This is a genomic window from Xanthomonas sp. NCPPB 1826 (genome assembly GCF_056725285.1).
Genome location: NZ_CM161521.1, coordinates 2,135,472 through 2,157,030, shown reverse-complemented (window position 1 = coordinate 2,157,030; position 21,559 = coordinate 2,135,472). Strand labels below are relative to the sequence as shown.

Below are 21,559 nucleotides of genomic sequence, written 5' to 3'. Positions count from 1 at the left end.
ACGCAGGGACGCAGCACTCATCGTGGATCGCCGTAGAAGATGCCACGCCCACCGGTGGCGAAGTACACGCGCCCGGGGAGGCGCGGGTCGCCGGTGACGCTGTAGGGCTTGCCGAACCGGTGCGCGTCGTCGTTGATGCGCAACCAGTGCGCGCCTTCATCGTCGGAGCGGAACACGCCGTCGACTCCATCCACGCGGCCGGCCAGATACAGCGCCGGCGGTGCGCCATCGCGCAATGCCTTGCCGATGCCCAGCGAACGCGCCTCGTCCGGCCTGGACAAGGTCTGCAAACGCCCGTCCTGCCAGCGCATCACGCCCAGCGCGGGGCTGGCCAGATACACCACCCCTGCCCGCCACGGATCCGGGCGCAGCTGCGGGCGCGCCCGTTCGTCGCGCGCCGGGTTGCCGGCCTGTGCACCGGTGTCGCGAAAGTTCGCTGCACCATCGCCGCTCTCGTACAAGCGCCCGCTGGCGGTATCCACTGCATACCAGCGCCGCGCATCGACGCGATCGGCCACCGCCACTGCGGTCTCGGGCAGCCCCTGCACACGCTGCCAGTGCTTGCCGAAATCGGCGGTGCGCCAGTTACCGCCTTTCTCGGGCGCCCACACCACATGGGATGCATCGGCGGCGATGGCGATGTTGCCGGCGCCCTGCCCGGCTGGCGGTTCGCTGGCGAACGCCGTCCACTGCGCGCCGCCATCGCGCGAGTACAGCGCGCGGATCTCGTTGTTGCGGCGATCGCGCACGGTACCGCTGCGCACCACCCACTGCGCGGCCTGCCCGGCGGCATCGATGCTCTCGCCATTGGTCAGGCGCGGGCCGGCGTATTGCAGCTGCGCACGTTCCAGATCGTCATGCCGGAAGCCGTCGATATCGCCCAGCGCACTGAGCAGGTGCGCGCCCTGCATCGGGCTGAGCAGATCCAGCGGCACGGTCTCCTCCAGCCCGCGATCCTGGAACCACCACTGCAACGGCTGCTGCTGCCTGGCGAAATCCTGCAGGTTGCGCGAGGCCCAGATGCCGTAGCCGGTGACGAACAAGGCGTGGTTGCTGTCGAACGGATCGATCGCCAGCGCGCCCATCCAGTGCGGCGTGGCCTGTGCGGTCCACGGCGCTGCGCTGTGATCGAACTGCGCGCCCGCCAGCAACGGCGTCCAGCTGCGCCCGCCATCCACGCTGCGGAACAGCTCATCGCGCGGGCTACGGCGGCGGAAGGTGCTGGCCAGCAGTACCTGCGGCTGTTGCGGATCCACCGCCACCGCGCCCCAGCCGAAACCATCGCCGCTGGCCGGCTGCGCGATCGGGCTGATCTCGCTCCAGCGCCCCTGCGCCGGGGTGTATTTCCACAGCGCGCCGCCGGCCATCAGGTCCGGCCCGGGCTGGTCGCCGTAGCTCAGGTACCACTGCCCATCACTGCCGCCAGCCATATGACTGGGACGCAGGCCCTTGGGCTGCCCGGCCACCGCCGACCAGCTGCGACCGGCGTCGTCGGAAACATACAGACTGGTCTGCGCGGTGGACACGCCGACATAGATGCGCGGGGTCGGACGGCCGGCGCGGCCGCTGGCGGCATCGAAGACGACAAAGGCGATGCCTACCGCCTGCTCGCGTCCGACATGATTGCGCGCCGTCGCGCCCGCCATTGCCTCGGCGGGAAATGTATCCACCCGCGCCCAGTGCGCGCCGCGATCGTCGCTGCGCCACAGGCCTGCATCGCGTGAGCCCAGCAACAGCACACGGCCATCGTGCGGGTCCACCGCCAGCCGTTCGCCATTGGCACGGCCCAATTGATTGCCGCCGAGTTTGAACGGCAACTCGGCACGCTCGAAACTGCGGCCGCGATCGAACGAGCGCAGCACCGCGGCATTGCCGGCGCGCTCGTGCATGTAGGTGCCCGCGGCCAGATACAACGCCTGCGGGTCGGCAGGATCGACCGCGAATGCGTCGATCCCCATCAGGTTCCAGTCGTCGGCACCCAGCCAATCGGTCAGTGCGATCCACTGCTGCGCACGCGCATCCCAGCGGTACGCACCACCGACATCGGTGCGTGCATACGCAAGGTCGCGCTCGGCGGGATGAAACAGCACACCGGTGACGAATCCGCCACCGCCGATGGCGACGCTGCGCCATTGGTATGGCCCCTGCACCGCCGGATCGGCGGCCTGCAGCGGCAAAATCGAAAGCGACAACAGCACCAGCAGTGCCAGCCATACACGGACCGGCCACATCGCTGCGGTAACGCGGCGCACAGTAGGCGGATCGATCACAGCGATCATTCCTCCGGCTCCTCTTGCGATCGACGGCATGCCGTCGATAGGAAAAACACCGGCCCGACGGGCTGCCTGCACAGCTCGCCGGACCGGAGACGCACTTCCTACGGCGCGTTCTACAGGCTGGCCCGCAATGTCAGGCCATACCGACGATCGTTGATCACGAAGTCACGGTAGCGCGACTCGGTGCCCAGATAGCTTTCGCGACGGGTATCGAGCAGATTCACGCCATCGAGCGAAATCGACCACACATCATTGATGTTGAAACGCAGCGAGGCATCCAGCTGGCCGAAGCCCTTGTTGTAGACCGGCAGGTTGCCGGTGCCGTTGCCCGCGGTGGTCACCAGCCAGTCGCTGCGCCAGTTGTAGGCCACACGGCCCTGGAAGCGCGAGGTTTCGTAGCTGAGGATCGCGTTGTAGCTGTTCTTGGACAGGCCTTCCAGCGGCACGGTCAGCGCCTGGCCATTGGTGTCGGTGGCAGTGGGGCTCGGCGCCTCGCTGTCGACATAGGTGTAGTTGGTCTGCAGGCCGAAGCCGCTCAACCAGCCCGGCAGGAAGTCGAAGAACTGCGTGTAGCCCAGCTCCGCACCGCGGATCTTACCGGCATCGCCGTTGACCGGACGGGTGATCTGCCAGACCTGACCGTCGTAGACCTCGTTGAAGACGGCATTGGCGATGAAGCCTTCGACCTTCTTGTAGAACAGGGTGCCGTACATCATCGAGCCCTGGCCGAAGTACCATTCCAGCGCGGTGTCGAACTGGTCGGCCTTGACCGCTTCCAGACTCGGGTTACCCGCAGTACCGGTGAAGGTCGAGGCACCATTGGAGGTGCCGGTACTCAGGCTCAGGTTCGGGTTGAGCCGGTCGAAGGTGGGACGGGAGATGCCGCGCGAGGCCGCAAAACGCCACTGCAGCTGATCGCTCAGCATCCAGCGCAGGTTCAAGCTCGGCAGCACGTCGGTATAGGTCTGCTGCGCATCCACCGGGATCAGGCCACCGCCTTCGCTGTCGGTCCCGGTGCGCACGCCCTGCGAGCCCACCTCGGTGCGCACCACGCGCACGCCGATGTTGCCGTCGAACGGAATCGAGTCGCTGTCCACGCCGAAGCGCAGCACGCCATAGGCTGCGTAGGTCTTCTCGTTCTGCGTGTTGATGTTGTTGGGCGCAAATTCCAGCGGGCTGGCACCGAAGGTGGCCAGGGTCTGCTCGTAATTGGCGACTGCCGAGTCGGCAGCCGTCAGCGTGCGGCCGAAGGTGCTGCTCTCACCGCGGAAGAAGTCGGTGATCGGGTTGGTCACCAGGCCGATGGTCGGGTACTGCGAGAACGGGGTGCCCGAGCAATCGTTGATGCACATGAAACGGTAGATATTGCCCTTGGTCTCGGCATCGCGGTCGGTGTAACGCACACCGGCCTTGAAGCTGCGCACGAAGTCGCTGTCGAAGGCCAGGTCCATGTCGGCGCGCCAGGCGAACTCGGTGCCCTTGTTGTCGTCCTTGTTGTCCAGGTGCCAGCGCCAGCCGTCGTAGTTGTTGGCATCGGCCAGATAGCCTTCCGCGCCGCTGGCATCGGTCACCGACAGGCGCGGCAGATCGCCACGGAAGTCGACATTGAACTGCGGGCTGGTGTCCTGCCCGGTGGCGACGATGTAGCGCGTGCCCTTGGTGGTGGCATCGACGTACTGGAAGTCGGTGCTCAGGGTCAGCTTCTCATTGACCGTCCACTTGGCACCCAGCGAGTAATCGGTGGTCACCGAATGCCGCTCGGTCAGGCTGGTGTTGGATTCGGTCGGCACGTTCTGGAACGAGCCATTGACAAACTCGTTGCGGTCGTTGACCTGGATGCCCGGCAAGCCCTGCATCGGGTTGGCGCCGGTCAGGGCGAAGAACGAATAATCGTGCCAGCTGAAGTCGTAATCCGAACGCAGCACCTGCGTATAGACCTCGACCGAATCGTTCGGACGCCACTGCATCGCAAACGCACCGGTCTTGCGCTCGCGCTCGCCGATGGTGGTGTTGATGCCGGCGCCGTGCGGCACCGACACGCCCTGGCCTTCATAGCCCGGCAGATCGGTTTGCGTATACCACGGCTCGATCGAGATGGTGTCCTGGCGGAACGGGCTCTTCTGCTGCGAGTAGTTCACCAGCAGGCCGATCTCGCCGATGCCGGTCTGCCAGCGATCGCTGAACAGGCCCGAAAACGCCGGCTTGCCGTCGTCGGCCAGGTCGTAATAGTTGTACTGGACGCTGCCGGCGATCTTGCGGCCGTCGTAGTCGAACGGCAGGCGCGTGCGCAGATCGACGGTGCCGCCCAGGCCACCTTCGATCATGTCGGCCGAGGGATTCTTGTACACGTTGACGCCGCCGAGCAGTTCGGCCGACACGTCCTCGAAGCTCAGGCCACGGCCATCGTTGGCGGTGAAGATGTCACGGCCATTGAGTTCGGTGCGCACCTGGGTCAGGCCGCGGATGGCGATCGAGCTGCCTTCGCCGTAGTTGCGCGAGATCTGGATGCCGGAGATACGCTGCAGCGCCTCGGCGACGTTGTTGTCGGGCAGCTTGCCGATGTCTTCGGCAACGATGGAATCGACGATCTGCTCGGCGTTCTGCTTGACCAGCTGCGCCTTGGTGACGCTGCTGCGCGTGCCGGTGACCTGCACGGTGTCGAGCTGCTGGGTGGTGGAGTCCTGGGCCGGGGCGGCAGTGGTGGTCGCGTCCTGCGCGTAGGCCTGCGCGCTCAACAGCGTGGCCACACTGAGGGCCATCACGGAGCGGCGGAAATCACGGATCGAACGCTGACCCACAGTCCGGCCTGCCGGAATGTGGCGATGTTGCACTGACATGGTGCTCCCTCCCAGGACGCATGTACTTCTAGTTTTTAGCGGGTCGGTGCGCGAACGCCCTGCCCGTCGTTGGTGCTGGCCCGCATCCGCCCACGACCGGTAGGCCGGGCGGGTGCGATGCGTGGTAATCCTGACGAGGCTTACCTAGCGGCTGCGGCCGGAGCATAGGGCGGCGCCGTCGTGCCACACCAATGAAATATTCCTGGAAAGGTATTCGTAAAACCTATAGCAACGCCGACAAACCCGCTGGGTCTGGCATTGCGGATCCGGATGGCCGGAGCGGCCAAAGCGGGCTCAAGTCTGCGAGCCCGCGCACGGCAGTTCCGTGATGGCCCTTGCTTACCAGTTCATGCGCAGCACCAGCGAATAGCGCCGGTCGTTGACGAACGAGGAGCGCGTATACAGACGCGGATCCACCTCGCCGCCTTCGTACGAGGTTGGCCCCATCAGCACCTTGGTCACCGTGTTGGTCAGGTTGTTGGCCTGCACGCCCAGTTGCAGATGCTCGTTGAAGCGGTAGAAGAACGAGCCGTCGAGCTGGCCATAGTCGTCGGCCCAGGTCGGCAGACGGGTGGACGCATCGCTGGTGGTCAGCAGGTAACGCGAGCGCCAGTTGTAGGCCAGACGCAACGACAACGGGCCCTTCTCGTAGATACCGGCCAGGTTGTAGCTGCGCCGCGACAGGCCTTCCAGCGGCAGCTCGACACCGGTGACGGTGGTATTGGTGTACGGGTCGGTGGCGGTGTTGGCGCCGCCCTGGCTGTCGACGAAGGTGAAGTTGGCATTGACGCCGAACCCGCTCAGCCAGCCCGGCAGCTGATCGAAGAACTGGGTATAGCCCAGCTCCGCGCCGCGGATGGTGCCCTCGTCCATGTTGTACGGGCGTGTCACCAGCCACGGGCGGTTGTCGTAGATCTCGCTGCGGGTCTGGGTGGAGAAGTAATCCTTGACCTTCTTGTAGAACAGCGTGGCGTAGAGCATGTCGCTGGTGTCGAAATACCACTCCAGCGCGGTGTCGAACTGGTTGGCCACCATCGGCTTGAGGTTCGGGTTGCCGGCCGTGCCGACAAAATCGGTGGCCTGGCCGGCGTCGTTGGTTTCCACGTTGAGCAACACATACGGCTGCAGCTGGGTGTAGTCCGGGCGCGCCATCGCCTTGGAGGCGGCAAAGCGCCACTGCAGGCTGTCGGTGAAGCGCAGCCGCAGGTTCAGGCTGGGCAGCACGTTGGTATAGCTGCCCTGGGAGTTGTTCTCGAAGTACTGCCCGGTATAGCGCGCCTGCAGTTCCGGTGAGACATTGAGGCCGGCCAGGTTCTGGAACTGGCCGAAGCCTTCGGCCTGGGTCTTGGTCTGCACCACGCGGATGCCGATGTTGCCGTCCACCGGCACGCCCCAGGCCTCGTCGTTGCCGAAGTACAGCGCCGCGTAGGCGGCCTGGGTGCGTTCGTGCTGGCGGTTGGTGTCCTGCGGCTGATAGGTGTCGGGCGCCCAGCCGTAGCCGCGCAGCGCCACGATCTGCTGGATCATCTGCGAGGCGGAGCGGTAGTTGTTGACAAGGCTGCTGTTGGGCACCACCAGCGTGGTCGGCACGTTCACCCCGCCGCGGAAGAAGTCGGAGAAGGTGAACAACGACGACTGGTCGGTCATGAACTCGGACATATTCGCCAGGCCGTTGCTGGTGCCCGGAATGGCGGCCCAGTTGTCGGAGATCACGCCCCAGTTGTAGCCGGAATTCTTGTTGATCTGGTTGCGGTCGGTGGCGCGCATGCCGAAGCGCGCAAAACGCAACCAGCTGCTGTCATCGAAGGTGTATTCCAGATCCACGCGCGTGGACAGCTGCCGCCCGCGGTTCTTGCCCAGGTGGTCCATCGCCGCCGCCCAGAAGTAGTTGGACGGGTCCTGGGTAAAGGCCGGATTGGCGATCTGCACGCTGGGATACTTGCCCGACACGTCGTACGACAGGCCCGGCAGATAGGTCGCACTGAACACGGTGAAATCCAGCTGTTCGTTCTCCGACTCCACCAGCTGCATATCGCCCTTGATCTGCAGGTTGTCGTTGAAGAAATGGCTGAAGCCCACCGACATGTCGGTGGTGGTGGTGCGCTGTTCGGAATAGCGGTTATCGGTATTGAAGCGCACACCATCGCCGGTGAGCACCCCGCGCCACGAGCTGGACACCGGCGAGCCGCGCAGGAAGGCGCCGCGATCGTCGTAGTCGAAGGTGGTGCCCGGTGCCGGCGTGATGCTGTTGTTGCTGTCGTTGAAGAACGCGGCGCGCTCCTGCCAGTTCATCTCGTAGCGCGAGCGCAGGAACTGCGCATAGATCTCGGTGGCATCGCTGGGCTTCCACTGGAACGCCGCCGCGATCCCGTCGCGCTTGCGCTCGAAATCCAGCTGACGCCAGTTCACCCCGCCCGGCACGAACACTTCGCTGCGCCCGCTGCCGGCCAGCACGGCCTCATCGGTCCGCCGCACGTACGGCTCCACCTGGATGCCGTCCGAGCGCGTGGCCAGCTCCGAATGCGCGACGTCGATCATGAAGCCCATTTCGCCGATGCCGGTGTTCCAGCGGTCGCTGAACAGGAACGAGGCCGACGGCTTGTACTTCTTGCTCATGTCGCCGTAGTTGTAATCGACGTTACCGCCAACGATCCGTCCCGGATTGTCGAACGGCATGCGCGTGCGCAGATTGACGGTGCCGCCCAGCCCGCCTTCGATGATTTCCGCCGAGGGGTTCTTGTAGACGTCCACACCGGCCATCAACTCGGCCGGCACGTCTTCGAAGCTCAGGCCGCGGCCGCTGGCGGCGCTAAAAATGTCGCGCCCATTGAGTTCGCCGCGCACCTGGGTCAGGCCGCGAATCATCACGCCGCTGCCTTCGGCGGAGAAATGGTCCGGGTCGCTGCGTGCGGCGAAGTGATCGATGGTTACGCCACTGACGCGCTGCAGGGTTTCGGTGACGCTGCGGTCGGGCAAGGCGCCGATGTCTTCGGCACTGACCGAATCCACGATCTGGCTGGCATCGCGCTTGATCACCTGCGACTTGATCAGGCTGGCGCGCACGCCGCGTACTTCCACCGTATCCAGATCCACCGCGCTGCCGGCGGTCTTGCCGGCCGGGGCAGTCGGATACGACGGCGTCTGTTGTGCGTACACCGGTGCGGCGAGCAACAGCCCGATGCTGACGGCCATGGCGGAATGACGCAAACGCGGGGTACGACGTGCGTGCACGCCCGTCCCTGCCGAGGCATGGCTTGAAAACTTGTACATCTGAATCCCTCCCAGGACGCAAGACGACTGAAGACTGGTTGTCGCGGCACCGTCAACGGGCCGCATGATCGTGCAGGACGCGGACGTCGCCGCCCGGCTCCACTTCTCACTGCATGGCGGCTTGGCCGCCGATCACCTGCCCGACTTCACGTGCGCTTCAGCGTGCGATCTGGCTCACAGATATAGGCGCGTGGTCTAGCGCCAGCCAATGAAAAATTCACAGCCTGGTATGCCGTGCCGGAATAGAAATGGAAGAGCCCGTTTAACCAGTGGATTCCGGCCCGCGCAGACCGGGGTACAAACGCCGCGCGGTGGTGCGCAGCGCCTGCAGAATGCGCTCGGCCCCCGGCGGCAGGATGTAATCGCGCCGCCGGATGATGCCGAACGACTCCATGCGGACGCCCAGCTCGATCGGCAGCACGGTCAGCAGCTTGGCCTGGATCAGCGGCGCCACCGACTCCACCGGCAAGGCGGTCAGCATGTCGGTGCCGCGCAGCAGCGTGGAGGTCACCGGCAGCGACGAGGTTTCGATCGCATTGGTCGGCGTCTGCACGCCGTGCTCCATGAACATCGAATCCAGCCGCGCGCGCAGCACGCTGTCGGCCGGCGGCAGGATCCAGCCATGCCGCACCAGATCCGCATGCTGCAGGCCGGCCCGGCTGGCCAGCGGGTGGCCGGCACGCGCGATCACCGAATGCGGCTCGTCGGCCAGCGGCTCGAACTCCAGCTCGCCCACGCCTTCGGGCCCCAGGATGCGGCCGATCACGATGTCCAGCTGGCCGTCCAGCAACTTGGCCACCAGCGGGCGGCTGTAGTCCATTTCCACCCGCACCAGGATGTCGGGGAACTCGCGCTTGACCTCGGCGATCGCCTGCGGCACCAGGTTGGTGCCCGGATTCACAACGGTGCCAATCGAGGCCTGGCCCATGCGCCCGGCGCGCAGCGCGGCGATTTCCTCTTGCGCCCGACCGATCTCCGACATCGCCGCACGCGCACGCCGGATCAGCACATGGCCGTACCAGGTGGGCTCCACCCCGCGGGCATGCCGCTCGAACAGTTTCACCCCCAGCATGTCTTCCATTTCCGCCAGCAGCTTGGAGGCGGCCGGTTGGGTCATGCTGGCGGCCTCGGCCGCACGCAGCACCGAACGTTGTTCGTGCAGATGCAGCAGCAGCAGCAACTGGCGCGTCTTGAGACGGGCAGCGTTGAACCAGGGAGTGCCGGAATTTGCCATGGGGTATCGCCACGCAGCTGTATTCGTAAGAGGAATAGAATATGCCGAAAATTTCATTTGCAGCACATATCTCCCCGCGCGAGGCTATCGAACGCCGCAGCAGGAGCCCCTACCTCCCGGGCGCGGCCAGAACAGACGTGACCCATCTTCCACGAGATGGCAACACGCACGCCATGATTGCGGAGGTGGACGACGATGACGGCAACTTGCCGGCCAATTGCAGGCCGTTGGAGTGCGCACGCAAGTGCCTCAGCCACCTCGTCGCGACCGCCTGTCGCCCTCCATGCGCTGCCGTGCAGCGCTGCAACTTCCCCCGACGCTGGCGCCCATCCGGACGCTGGCGGCCGCTTTCCGTTCTATCGCGAGTAACACGATGACCTCAGACACCACCGCCAGCCTGTTCGCCCTGCCGCTGATCGCCATCCTGCGTGGCATCACGCCGGAAGAAACGCTCGACCATGTCGGTGCACTGATCGACGCCGGCTTCGACGCGATCGAGATCCCACTCAATTCGCCGCGCTGGGCCGAAAGCATCGCCCTGGCCCAGCAGACCTACGGTGAGCGCGCCTGGATCGGCGCCGGCACCGTGCTGCGCAACGACGATGTCGACACCCTGGCCGAGATCGGTGCGCGCTTCATCGTCACCCCGAATACGCGCCCGTCGCTGATCCGCCATGCGGTGTCGCGCGGGCTCACCGTGGTGGCCGGTTTCGCCACCGCCAGCGAGGCGTTCGACGCCATCGATGCCGGCGCCACGATCCTGAAGCTGTTTCCGGCAGCCACCTATGGCGCCGCGCATGTGCGCGCGCTGCGCTCGGTGCTGCCCAAGCACATTCCGGTCTACGTGGTCGGCGGCGTCAGCCCGCGGACCCTGGCCGGCTTCCTTGCCCAGGGCGCCGCCGGCGCCGGCATCGGTGGCGAACTGTACAAACCCGCGCAATCGCTCGAAACGACCCAGACGCATGCACGCGCCTTCGTGCAGGCCTACCAGGAACTGCAAGGATGAAGATCACCCGCCTCACCACCTACCACGCCGCACCGCGCTGGCTGTTCCTCAAGGTCGAAACCGACGAGGGCATCACCGGCTGGGGAGAGCCGGTCATCGAAGGCCGCGCGCGCTCGGTGGAAGCCGCCGTGCACGAACTGGCCGGCTACGTCATCGGCAAGGATCCGGCGCGCATCAACGACCTGTGGCAGACCATGTACCGCGCCGGTTTCTACCGTGGCGGCGCCATCCTGATGAGCGCCATCGCCGGTATCGACCAGGCCTTGTGGGACATCAAGGGCAAGGCCCTGGGCGTGCCGGTGTACGAGCTGCTGGGCGGGCTGGTGCGCGACCGCATGAAGACCTATCGCTGGGTCGGCGGCGACCGCCCGGGCGCGATCATCCAGCAGATCACCGACTACCGTGCGCTGGGCTTTGACACCTTCAAGTTCAACGGCACCGAGGAAATGAAGCTGATCGACAGCGCGCGCGCGGTCGATGCGGCGGTGGTCAAGGTCGCCGAGATCCGCGAGACCTTCGGCAACAGCATCGACTTCGGCATCGACTTCCACGGCCGCGTCGGCGCGCCGATGGCCAAGGCGCTGCTGCGCGAGCTGGAGCCGTTCAAGCCGCTGTTCGTCGAGGAACCGGTGCTGGCCGAGCAGGCCGAGTACTACCCGCGCCTGGCCGCGAGCACCTCGATTCCGCTGGCGGCCGGCGAGCGCATGTTCTCGCGCTTCGAATTCAAGAACGTGCTGTGCGCCGGCGGCATCGGGATGGTGCAGCCGGACCTGTCGCATGCCGGCGGCATCACCGAGTGCGTCAAGATCGCCGCGATGGCCGAAGCCTACGATGTCGGCTTCGCCCCGCACTGCCCGCTCGGGCCGATCGCGCTGGCCGCCTGCCTGCACGTGGACTTCGTTTCGCACAACGCGGTGCTGCAGGAACAGAGCATCGGCATCCACTACAACGAAGGCGCCGACCTGCTCGATTACGTCATCAATAAAGACGATTTTCAGTGTGTCGATGGCAGTATCGCCGCGCTGCCCAAGCCCGGGCTCGGTGTGGAGATCGACGAAGACATGCTCAAGCGCGCAAACGAAAATCCGCCGGACTGGCGCAACCCGGTCTGGCGTCACAGCGATGGCAGCATCGCCGAATGGTGAGCACGCCCGAACACACCGCCGTGCTGGCGGTCGACAGCCGCTGCACGCATGGCGAAGGCGTGCTGTGGTGCGAGCAACGTGAAGCGCTGTACTGGGTGGACATCAGCGAGAAGCGGCTGTGGCGGCATCATCCGCACAGCGCACACACGCAGTACTGGACGCTGCCGGACCGCCCCGGTTGCCTCGGCCTGATGGACGACGGCCGCGTGATGATCGCACTGGCCAAGTCGGTCTGCATCGCCGACCCGGACAACGCCGACGCCGACACGCTGCCGCTCGAGCACCTGGCCGATATCGAAGCCGACAACCCGCATACGCGCAGCAACGACGGCCGCGCCGACCGCAACGGCAACCTCGTGTTCGGCACCATGGACGAGCATGACCACAAGGCCGCACGCGGCGCGATGTACCAGTTTTCGCTGCGCCACGGCCTGCGTGCGTTGCCGCTGCCGGGCGTGTCGATACCCAACTCGATCTGCTTCAGCCCCGACGGCCGCACGCTGTATTACTGCGACTCGCTGCGCCCGCAGATCCTGTGCTGCGATTACGACGCCGACACCGCGCAGACCAGCAACGTGCGCGTGTTCACCACGCTGGATCGCGACGATGCCGAGCCGGACGGCTCCATCATCGACAGCGAAGGCCATCTGTGGAATGCGCAATGGCGCGCCTGGCGCGTGGTGCGTTACCGCCCTGACGGCAGCATCGAGCGCATCGTGCAGCTGCCGGTCAAGCACCCCACCTGCAGCGCCCTCGGCGGTGCCGCGCTGGACCGCCTGCACGTGATCAGTTCGCGCCTGGACCACAGCGCCGAAGAACTGGCGCGCACGCCGGAAGCCGGCGGTCTGTACGTCTGCGACGTGCCGATCAAGGGCCTGCCCGAGAGCCGGGTGGCCAGCGCATGATCGCCATCGACTGGGGCACCAGCAGCCTGCGCGGCTACCTGCTCGCTGCCGACGGCACGGTGCTGGAGCAACGCCGCGGCAGCGACGGCATCCTGGCCTGCCAGGGCCGCTTCGCCGAAGTGCTGAGCACGCTGATCGACGGCTGGGATGGCCCGCTGCTGCTGTCGGGCATGATCGGCAGCCGCAATGGCTGGGTCGAGCAGGCCTATCTGCCCTGCCCGGCCGATACCACCGCACTGGCGCAGGCGATGCGCAGCTACGCCGACCTGCTGCCCGGACGCACGCTGTGGTTCGTGCCAGGCGTAAGCACCGGCGAGCAGCACGGTGTGCCCGATGTCATGCGTGGCGAGGAAACCCAGCTGGTCGGCCTGATCGCCGCACTCGGCGACGGCGAGCACGTCGCCTGCCTGCCCGGCACCCACAGCAAATGGGCGCAGATCGCGCACGGCCAGCTGACCGGTTTCGCCACCGTCATGACCGGCGAGCTGTATGCGGTGCTGCGCCAGCACAGCATCCTGGGCAAGTTGATGCAGGACGACCCTGCGGACCTGGACACCGATGCCTTCGCGCAAGGCGTCGACCGCAGCGCCGCGCCCGGCGGCCTCAGCCATCACCTGTTCGGCGCCCGCACGCTGGGCCTGTTCGACCGCCTCGCCGCCACCGCACTGCCGTCCTACCTCTCGGGCCTGCTGATCGGCCACGAACTGCGCGAGCAGCGCGGCAGTCACGCCACCGTGCACCTGGTCGGCAGGCCCGGCCTGGCGCAGCGCTACGCGCTGGCGCTGGCGCAGCTGGGCGTGCAGACGCAGCTGCATCCGGAAGATCTGGCTGCCACGGGATTGTTCGCGCTGGCCAGGCAGCGCGGCTTGGCCTGACCGGAGACGGTCAGGACCGCGCCGAGCGGCCAGGGCTGGAGGCCGACAAATCCCGGCCAACCCCACACCGGCCACCGGACTGCTTTAGAATTGACAGGCTAAACGCCGGATTCCGCCATGCCTTTTGTTGTCACCGAAAACTGCATCAAGTGCAAATACACCGACTGCGTCGAGGTCTGTCCGGTGGATTGCTTCCACGTCGGCCCGAATTTCCTGGTCATCGACCCGGATGAGTGCATCGATTGCACGCTGTGCGAGCCGGAGTGCCCGGCCAATGCGATCTACCCGGAAGACGACGTCCCGGCAGGCCAGGAAGGCTTCGTCGCGCTCAACGCCGAGCTGGCCAAGGCCTGGCCGGTGCTGACCGTGCGCCAGGAGCCGCTGCCCGATGCCGCCGAGTGGGATGGCAAGCCGAACAAGCTGCCACTGCTGCAACGCTAAAACGGCGCCTGGCAGCATCCAGCCTGGCGATAACGCAGCGACAAAGCGATACCACGCACCAGAACGCAAAACGGGCGCCCGAAGCGCCCGTTCTGCTGTCCGTGATTGCTGCAGCGGCCTCAGCCGCCCAGCTTGCCCTTCAACGCGGTGATGACCGCCACCGGCGCTGCCGCGGTGGCCGGCATGCCGCGCGGATCCACCGCCGACACATAGCTGCCGGCTTCGACCTTCACCACGCGTACCAGGAAACTGGAACCTTCGTAGCTGACGTCGTAGGAACCGAGCATCTGCGCCTTGCTGGCGATGGTCAGGCCGGGAATGTCTGCCAGTGCAGCGCCGACCTTGGCGAATACCTCGTCGCGCTCGCCCGGCGTGGTGAAACCGCTGTTGGCGCTGGCGGACGGCGGCGCCGAAGTGTTCTGCTGCGCGCTTGATGCCAGCGTCGGCACCTTCATCGCACCGGAGGTGTCGGGCAGGTTCAGATCCGGCGGCACTTCCAGCGGACGGGCTTCCGGGGCCAGCGCGTAGTCACCGCGTGCGCCCTTGTGGAACCAGCTGCAACCGCTCGTGGCGGCGACGGTGGCGGTCGCCAGCAACGCGAGCGAGAGCACGCGGACGGGGGAAACGGAATGACGCATCGATAAATCTCCTGGGTCAGGCCGCGAGCATTTCGCGGCTGGAAAGCGCTTCCAACGCAACAGCGTCGGCGGCAAGGCGGTCGGCGGCAGGCTGGTGCGCCGCTGAAAGAGGCAGTAACGGCAAACGCAGGCCGTGCCCGATCCCGGCGCGCTGCAGCAGCGCCTTGACCGGGATGGGATTGGATTCGATCCCGCAGAAACTGTGGTACTCGCTCAAGCGTGCGTCCCACGTGGTGGCCGCCTCGCGCTGGCCATCGCGGGCCAGATCGCACAGCCGCCGGTACGCCGACGGCAACGCGTTGGACGCCACCGAAATCAGCCCGTCGGCGCCGGACAGCATCGCCTGCGCGGCGCTGCCATCGTCACCGCTGAGTACCACGAAGGACTCGCTGCGCAGCGCCACCAGCGCGGCGACGCGCTCCGGTTCGCTGCGCGCTTCCTTGATACCGACGATATTCGGATGGCCGACCAGTCCAGCAACCGTCTCCGGCAACAGATCGCATCCGGTGCGGCCGGGCACGTTGTACAGCACCACCGGCAGCCCGCCGTTGTCGGCAACCGCCTGGAAATGTGCCTGCAGGCCGGCCTGGGTCGGACGCACGTACGGCGGCGTCACCACCAGCGCGTACTGCGCACCCAGCGCGGCGGCGCGGCGCGTCTGCGCAATGGTCTTGGCGGTGCCCGACAGGCCGGTACCGGCCAGCACCGGCACGCGGCCGGCCACCTGCGCAACCGCGGCGCGCAACAAGGTGTCGTACTCCTCGTCGCTCAGTGCCGCAGCCTCGCCGGTGGAGCCGGCGACGACGATTCCCTGCACGCCGCCGTGCAGTTGCTGTTCCAGCAACCGCCGCCAGGCATCCAGGTCGAGTGCGCCGTCCGGACCGAAAGGGGTCGCCAGCGCGGTGATGATGCCGGAAAGGGACAAGATTCTGCTGCTCTTACGTGACAGGAAAGGCCCGCGCGCACGCGGGTTGTGGCCGCCTGCATGTTACTTGCGGCGCGAAACCACGGGCAAGTATGCTGGTCACCGCCAGGGCGCCTGCCCGGGCGGCCATTCAGCCTGATGCAATGCCGGAAGCCCCTTTGACCGACTCGACTCCCCGGCCTTCGCCGACCGAAAACCACCTCCTGATCAACGCCTACACGACGCATCCGGAGTCCCCCCTGTTGCCCGTCACCCGCCGCATCGCCGACAGCGGCTGCAATCTCGTGGACGCCCGCCTGGCCACGGTGGGGCGCGATGTCTCGGTCACCGCCCTGGCCACCGGCTCCTGGGATTCGGTCGCCAAGCTCGAAGCGATGCTGACCCGGCTCGAGCGCGAGGAAGGCCTGAAGCTGGTGTGGTACCGCACCGGCCCCAAGCAGACCCAGTCCAACTTGCTGCCCTACATCGTCGAAGTCATCGCCGCCGACAAGCCGGGCATCCTGTTCCAGCTGGCCGATTTCTTCGACCGCCAGGGCATCACCATCGAGAACCTGCAGAGCACGCGCTACCGCGCCATGCAGACCGGCGCGGAGATGTTCTCGGCGCAGGTGACGATCGGCGTGCCGGCCAACATGCACATCGCCGCGTTGCGCGATGATTTCCTGGAATTCTGTGATCACCTCAATCTCGACGCGATCATGGACCCGATGAAGTTCTGAGGCAGACGTTCCGATGGCCATTGCCCTTTCCGCACTGAAACAGATGTTCGAGCACATCCGCTCCGAGACCGACTGGAATCTCGACGGGCCGTTGCGCTGGGAATATTTCTTCGCCGACCCGGCGCAGCAACCGCTGCAACACCTCGCCGAGCAACTGACCCAGGACGGCTATCGGGTCATCGACATCTTCCTCGGCGAACGCGACGAAGACGATGGCGACGACGAAGAGTCCTATTTCCTGCACGTGGACAAGCTGGAACAGCACACCATCGAGTCGCTGAATCAGCGCAATGCGCAGTTCGATGCGCTTGCTAAACGTTTCCATGTGGCTGCTTATGATGGGATGGACGTCGGCCCGGCTTGACCGCGCCGTACGCCCCTCCACTTAGGGCTGAGCAACGATGACCGACGCTGTATTCGAACTACCCGCTGCAAGCTTCGACCTGCCACTGTCGCTGTCCGGCGGCACCAACACCACGCTGCGCGGCTACGCCGGCAAATGGGTGGTGCTGTACTTCTACCCGAAGGACAGCACGCCCGGCTGCACCACCGAGGGCCTGGATTTCAATGCGCTGCTGCCGCAGTTCACCCAGGCCGGCGCGGTCGTGCTGGGCGTCTCGCGCGACTCGGTGAAGTCGCACGACAATTTCTGCGCCAAGCAGGGATTTACCTTCCCGCTGGTCAGCGATGGCGACGAGGCCCTGTGCCGCGCCTTCGATGTGATCAAGGAAAAGAACATGTACGGCAAGCAGGTGCTCGGCATCGAGCGCAGCACCTTCCTGCTGTCGCCCGAAGGGGTGGTGGTGCAGGCCTGGCGCAAGGTCAAGGTTGCCGGCCACGCCGACGCCGTGCTGGCCGCGTTGAAGGCGCACGCCAGACAGTGACGCCCCCTGGTTTCCCGTGTCCTCCATCACCCTGCCCTGCAGGCGTGATGGCTCGCCCCTGCTCCATCACTTGGAAGACCCAATGACCCGAGGCAAGCGCATCTACGTGCTGGACACCAACGTGCTGATGCACGATCCCACCGCGCTGTTCAAATTCGAGGAACACGATGTGTTCCTGCCGATGCAGGTGATCGAGGAACTCGACAACGCCAAGAAGGGCACGTCCGAAGTCAGCCGCAATGCGCGCCAGGTCAGCCGCTTCCTGGACGAACTGCTGGAGAACACGAATGCCGAGCAGATCCAGGCCGGCATTCTGCTCAGCCATCCGCAGGGTATCCAGCTCAAGGGCCAGGCCGCGATCGGCCGGCTGTATTTCCAGATTCATCCGATCGACCCGGGCCGCACCTTCGGCGCGATGATCCCGGACAACAAGATCCTGGCCTCGGTGCTGGCGCTGTGCGAGGAGCATCCGGATGTGCCGGTCATCCTGGTGTCCAAGGACATCAACCTGCGCATCAAGGCCTACATCAGCGGCCTGAACGCGGAGGACTACCAGAACGATCGCGCGCTGGACGATTTCAGCCTGCTGTTCACCGGCGCCATCGAGCTGCCGGACAACTTCTGGGAAAAGCACAACCAGGACCTGCGCAGCTGGAACGAGCGTGGCCGCACCCATTACGAGATCGTGCTGGCCGAGGACGAAGACTGGTATCCGAACCAGTACCTGTACCTGCCGGGCGAGGACGAAGTGGAGCTGCGCGTGGCCAAGGTCGGCGGCGGCAAGGCCACGCTGTGCCTGGTCGACGATTTCCGCAGCGGCCAGCACGCGGTCTGGGGCATCGTGGCGCGCAACCGCGAGCAGAACTTCGCGCTCAATGCCTTGATGGACCCGGAAATCGACTTCGTCACCCTGCTCGGCACCGCCGGTACCGGCAAGACCCTGCTCGCCCTGGCCGCCGGCCTGGCGCAGACGATGGATCAGCAGCGTTACCGCGAAATCATCATGACCCGCGCCACCGTCAGCGTCGGCGAAGACATCGGCTTCCTGCCCGGCACCGAGGAAGAAAAGATGACGCCGTGGATGGGCGCACTGACCGACAACCTGGAAGTGCTCACCCACAACCAGGACGGCGGTGCCTGGGGGCGTGCGGCCACCAACGACCTGCTCGCCAGCCGCATCAAGATCCGCTCGATGAACTTCATGCGCGGACGCACCTTCCTGTCGCGCTACCTGATCCTGGACGAGGCGCAGAACCTCACCCCCAAGCAGATGAAGACGCTGATCACCCGCGCCGGCCCCGGCACCAAAATCGTGTGCCTGGGCAACGTCGAACAGATCGACACGCCCTACCTCACCGAAACCACCTCCGGCCTGACCTATGCGGTGGATCGCTTCAAGGCCTGGCCGCACAGCGCGCATATCACGCTGCGGCGCGGCGAGCGTTCGCGCCTGGCCGACTTCGCCTCGGAGGTGCTGTGATGCACAGGCTGCGCGGCGCGGCGGCGCTCGCCGTGATGGCACTGGCCGGCTGCGCGACCGCGCCGCCGCCAGCGAGCGTGCCGACCAACCTCAAGAACGGGCAGTCCTGGGTCATCACCCGCCAGGGCATCGCCGAGCAGGTGCTGGACACCTGCTCGCGCGACAGCCCGGCGCGGCATCCGGGCCAGATCACCGGCTACTGGACACCGAGCCAGCAGCAGATCGAACAGCTCGAATCCAGGCAGGATGCCTTGACGCCGACCATCCCCGAGCCGCGCGATTTCGATCGCCAGTACGTGGGCGTGGTGATCCAGGGCCAGCAGCTGATCTACATCAACGCCTTCAAACTCCCGAACGATCCGCCGGTGAAACCTGCCAAGGAAGCGATCCGGGTGTGCGATGGCGGCAGTGCCTTCTGGGGTGCGCTGTACGATCCGCAAACCGGCGCGTTCTCGAAGATCGCCGTCAACGGTACGCCCTGACCCGCGATGGGAATCCTGCTGCCGCGCTGGGTCTGGATCGGCGCGGTGGCGTTATCGGGCGTGGCCGGCATGGTCAACGTGGTCGGCTACCTGGGCTCCGAGCATCAGGTGGTCAGCCACCTCACCGGCACCACCAGCCTGCTCGGCGTGGCCCTGGTGCAGAACAGCGCATCGGAGATCGGCTTTCTCTGGGGCATCCTGATCGCCTTCTGCGCAGGCGCCATGCTCAGCGGCCTGATCATCCAGGACGATGTCTTGCGGCTGGGACAGCGCTACGGCGCGGCGCTGCTGCTCGAAGCGCTGCTGTTGCTGGCGGCAATCCCGCTGTTCAAGCTGCACCATGTCGGCGGCGCGCTGGTCGCCGCAGGCGCCTGCGGCCTGCAGAACGCCATGGCCACCACCCTCAGCGGCGCAGCGGTCCGCACTACCCATCTGAGCGGCATGTTCACCGACCTGGGCATCGGCCTGGGACATCTACTGCGCGGGCGCCCGCTGCAGGTGCGCCGGCTCACGCTGAGCGGGCTGATCATCGGCGGCTTTCTCGGCGGCAGCATGCTCGGCACCTGGCTGTTCCAGCGCTGGCACTACGACGCGCTCTACCTGCCGGCCGGCCTGACCGGAGTGACCGGTGCCGGCTACGTTGGCTACCTGCAGTGGCGTCGCTGGCGCACGCGCTGATCCGCACATCCGCCAGACAGCAGTGCAGAATCCCCCCATGACCACGTCCAGCACGCTGTCCGCCCTGACCATCGCCGGCTCCGATTCCGGCGGTGGTGCCGGCATCCAGGCCGACCTCAAGACCTTCGCCGCGCACCGCGTGCACGGCTTGTCGGCGATCGCCGCGTTGACCGCGCAGAACACCCGCGCCGTCACTGCCGTGCATATCCCGCCGGTCGCGTTTCTGCGAGCGCAGATCGATGCCTGCTTTGCGGACTTCGAGATCCAGGCGGTCAAACTCGGCATGCTCGCCAACGCCGAGGTCATCCATTGCGTGGCCGATCTGCTCGAAACCCATCGCCCACCGTTCGTGGTGCTCGACCCGGTGATGGTGTCCACCAGTGGCGCCCGCCTGCTCGAAGACGCCGCGCTAGAGGCCCTGCGCATGCGCCTGCTGCCGCTGGCCACGCTGATCACACCCAATACGCCCGAAGCCGAACTGCTGACCGGCCGCCGCATCGACGATGCCGATGCCGCCGAGCACGCCACCGCCGCCCTGCTCGAACTCGGCGCCAACGCGGTATTGCTCAAGGGCGGTCACCTGCACGAAGGCACGCGGGTGATCGACCGCTTCGATGACGGCGTCACCCAGGACGTGTTCATGCATCCGCGCCTGCAGGTCGATGCGCATGGCACCGGCTGCAGCCTGTCGGCGGCCATTGCCGCGCAGCTGTGCCAGGGCCTGTCCCTACTCAACGCCTGCGAAGCGGCCATCGACTACGTTGCGCGTGCCATCCGCCTCGGCCACAGCCCCGGTCACGGCGAGGTGCTGGTGCTGGACCATTTCGGTGCCGCGCCCAGCCCATGAGCGTGCAGGCCAGCACGCTTGTCGTGACCGCAGCGGATGGACATGCCTGGCAGGTGCTCCGCCACGCACCGGCGCGGCCGATCGCCGGCCTGCTGTGGCTGCCGGCACTGGGCGTTGCCGCCCGCCACTACCAGCCGTTCGCGCACGCCCTGGCGAGCGCCGGCATTGCGGTGTATCTGCACGAGTGGCGCGGCAACGGCAGCAGCACCCTGCGCCCCTCGCGCGAGCACGACTGGGGCTATCGCACGCTGCTTGCCGACGATATCCCCACCAGCCGCGCGCTGCTCGACCTGCATGACCCGCAGCTGCCGTGCGTGCTGGGCGGTCATAGCCTGGGCGGCCAACTGGCTTGCTGCCATGCCGCGCTGCAGCCGGCACGGATTGCGCAGCTGTGGCTGGTCGCCAGCGGCTCGCCGTACTGGCGCAATTTTCCGGTGCCGATGCGCTACGGCCTGCCGCTGATCTTCCGGCTGCTGCCATGGCTGGCACGCACGCAGGGCGTGTTGCACGGGCGAACGCTCGGTTTCGGCGGCACCGAGGCGCGCAGCCTGATCGCCGATTGGGCGCAGGTCGGTCGCAGCAATCGCTATCGTGCGGCAGGCACGTCGTGGGATCTCGAGCAGGCATTGGGCCAACTCGATCTGCCGATCAGCGCAGTGACCTTTGCACGCGACCGCTTCGGCCCGCCCGGCGCCTTGCAGGCCTTGCTGCAGAAAATGCCGCAGGCACGTGCCGAACGTGTTGCCTTGGACGATGCGCAACTGGGCGCGCGCAGTGATCACTTCGCATGGATGAAGACGCCTGCCGCCGTGGCCGCTGCACTGCGCCGGCGTCTTGGCGATGAGGGTAGCGACAATCGAATGTCACAAAGGGATTGACGAGGACTCCAGGCATCCGCATAATTCCGCTCCTGACGA

General features: G+C 66.2%; 19 protein-coding genes. 13 read left to right on the top strand and 6 right to left on the bottom strand.

What is annotated here, in order from left to right; all coding sequences use genetic code 11:
* Nucleotides 1–17 precede the first annotated feature (17 nt).
* From AC1PLA_RS09435 to AC1PLA_RS09420, 4 genes are all read right to left on the bottom strand, one after another.
* Nucleotides 18–2,279, bottom strand: a complete 2,262-nt coding sequence (locus AC1PLA_RS09435) for a cellulase (RefSeq protein WP_481106057.1) — start codon at nucleotides 2,277–2,279, stop codon at nucleotides 18–20.
* A 110-nt stretch (nucleotides 2,280–2,389) separates the two neighbouring features.
* Entirely contained in the window at nucleotides 2,390–5,113 is a 2,724-nt protein-coding gene (locus AC1PLA_RS09430) for a TonB-dependent receptor (protein ID WP_039520826.1), read from the bottom strand.
* Between the two features lie 339 nt (nucleotides 5,114–5,452).
* Nucleotides 5,453–8,383: a TonB-dependent receptor gene (locus AC1PLA_RS09425; RefSeq protein WP_481106056.1), complete on the bottom strand. Its 2,931-nt coding sequence runs from the start codon at nucleotides 8,381–8,383 to the stop codon at nucleotides 5,453–5,455.
* Nucleotides 8,384–8,645: 262 nt separating this feature from the next.
* Nucleotides 8,646–9,617: a LysR family transcriptional regulator gene (locus AC1PLA_RS09420; protein WP_016903232.1), complete on the bottom strand. Its 972-nt coding sequence runs from the start codon at nucleotides 9,615–9,617 to the stop codon at nucleotides 8,646–8,648.
* Between the two features lie 373 nt (nucleotides 9,618–9,990).
* Here AC1PLA_RS09420 and AC1PLA_RS09415 point away from each other — a divergent pair, with 373 nt between their 5' ends.
* From AC1PLA_RS09415 to fdxA, 5 genes are all read left to right on the top strand, one after another.
* Nucleotides 9,991–10,623, top strand: a complete 633-nt coding sequence (locus AC1PLA_RS09415) for a 2-dehydro-3-deoxy-6-phosphogalactonate aldolase (RefSeq protein ID WP_481106055.1) — start codon at nucleotides 9,991–9,993, stop codon at nucleotides 10,621–10,623.
* Nucleotides 10,620–11,768, top strand: coding sequence for a galactonate dehydratase (dgoD, locus tag AC1PLA_RS09410; protein ID WP_053045508.1), 1,149 nt, complete (start codon nucleotides 10,620–10,622; stop codon nucleotides 11,766–11,768). The genes AC1PLA_RS09415 and dgoD overlap by 4 nt, the downstream gene beginning before the upstream one ends.
* Nucleotides 11,762–12,673 (top strand): SMP-30/gluconolactonase/LRE family protein, encoded by a 912-nt coding sequence (locus tag AC1PLA_RS09405; RefSeq protein ID WP_046342374.1) that lies wholly within the window; start codon nucleotides 11,762–11,764, stop codon nucleotides 12,671–12,673. The genes dgoD and AC1PLA_RS09405 overlap by 7 nt, the downstream gene beginning before the upstream one ends.
* A complete protein-coding gene (locus tag AC1PLA_RS09400; RefSeq protein WP_481106054.1) occupies nucleotides 12,670–13,548 on the top strand; it encodes a 2-dehydro-3-deoxygalactonokinase in 879 nt (292 codons plus the stop codon). Before AC1PLA_RS09405 ends, AC1PLA_RS09400 begins: the two co-directional genes overlap by 4 nt.
* A gap of 117 nt (nucleotides 13,549–13,665) precedes the next feature.
* A complete protein-coding gene (gene fdxA / locus AC1PLA_RS09395; RefSeq protein ID WP_006453280.1) occupies nucleotides 13,666–13,989 on the top strand; it encodes a ferredoxin FdxA in 324 nt (107 codons plus the stop codon).
* Nucleotides 13,990–14,108: 119 nt separating this feature from the next.
* On the opposite strand, the gene AC1PLA_RS09390 is transcribed toward fdxA, so the two are convergent.
* Nucleotides 14,109–14,627 (bottom strand): hypothetical protein, encoded by a 519-nt coding sequence (locus AC1PLA_RS09390; protein WP_026064956.1) that lies wholly within the window; start codon nucleotides 14,625–14,627, stop codon nucleotides 14,109–14,111.
* Nucleotides 14,628–14,643: 16 nt separating this feature from the next.
* Nucleotides 14,644–15,552 (bottom strand): 4-hydroxy-tetrahydrodipicolinate synthase, encoded by a 909-nt coding sequence (gene dapA / locus AC1PLA_RS09385; protein ID WP_481106053.1) that lies wholly within the window; start codon nucleotides 15,550–15,552, stop codon nucleotides 14,644–14,646.
* 92 nt (nucleotides 15,553–15,644) lie between these two features.
* Between dapA and AC1PLA_RS09380 the strand changes: the two genes are divergently transcribed.
* The 8 genes from AC1PLA_RS09380 (at nucleotide 15,645) to AC1PLA_RS09345 (ending at nucleotide 21,520) form a co-directional block, all read left to right on the top strand.
* Complete coding sequence (locus AC1PLA_RS09380) at nucleotides 15,645–16,271, top strand: glycine cleavage system transcriptional repressor (RefSeq protein ID WP_002813792.1); 627 nt, start codon at nucleotides 15,645–15,647, stop codon at nucleotides 16,269–16,271.
* Nucleotides 16,272–16,284: 13 nt separating this feature from the next.
* A complete protein-coding gene (locus AC1PLA_RS09375) occupies nucleotides 16,285–16,635 on the top strand; it encodes a ribonuclease E inhibitor RraB (protein ID WP_026064883.1) in 351 nt (116 codons plus the stop codon).
* A gap of 37 nt (nucleotides 16,636–16,672) precedes the next feature.
* Complete coding sequence (locus tag AC1PLA_RS09370; RefSeq protein ID WP_024939789.1) at nucleotides 16,673–17,155, top strand: peroxiredoxin; 483 nt, start codon at nucleotides 16,673–16,675, stop codon at nucleotides 17,153–17,155.
* 82 nt (nucleotides 17,156–17,237) lie between these two features.
* Nucleotides 17,238–18,635, top strand: coding sequence for a PhoH family protein (locus AC1PLA_RS09365; protein WP_016904785.1), 1,398 nt, complete (start codon nucleotides 17,238–17,240; stop codon nucleotides 18,633–18,635).
* On the top strand, nucleotides 18,635–19,117 hold the full coding sequence (locus AC1PLA_RS09360) for a hypothetical protein (protein ID WP_481106052.1): 483 nt from the start codon (nucleotides 18,635–18,637) through the stop codon (nucleotides 19,115–19,117). The genes AC1PLA_RS09365 and AC1PLA_RS09360 overlap by 1 nt, the downstream gene beginning before the upstream one ends.
* Before the next feature lie 6 nt (nucleotides 19,118–19,123).
* Nucleotides 19,124–19,795 (top strand): YoaK family protein, encoded by a 672-nt coding sequence (locus tag AC1PLA_RS09355; RefSeq protein ID WP_481106051.1) that lies wholly within the window; start codon nucleotides 19,124–19,126, stop codon nucleotides 19,793–19,795.
* Nucleotides 19,796–19,832: 37 nt separating this feature from the next.
* Nucleotides 19,833–20,642 (top strand): bifunctional hydroxymethylpyrimidine kinase/phosphomethylpyrimidine kinase, encoded by an 810-nt coding sequence (gene thiD, locus AC1PLA_RS09350; RefSeq protein ID WP_047125512.1) that lies wholly within the window; start codon nucleotides 19,833–19,835, stop codon nucleotides 20,640–20,642.
* Nucleotides 20,639–21,520 (top strand): alpha/beta hydrolase family protein, encoded by an 882-nt coding sequence (locus AC1PLA_RS09345; RefSeq protein WP_481106050.1) that lies wholly within the window; start codon nucleotides 20,639–20,641, stop codon nucleotides 21,518–21,520. Before thiD ends, AC1PLA_RS09345 begins: the two co-directional genes overlap by 4 nt.
* Nucleotides 21,521–21,559 lie beyond the last annotated feature (39 nt).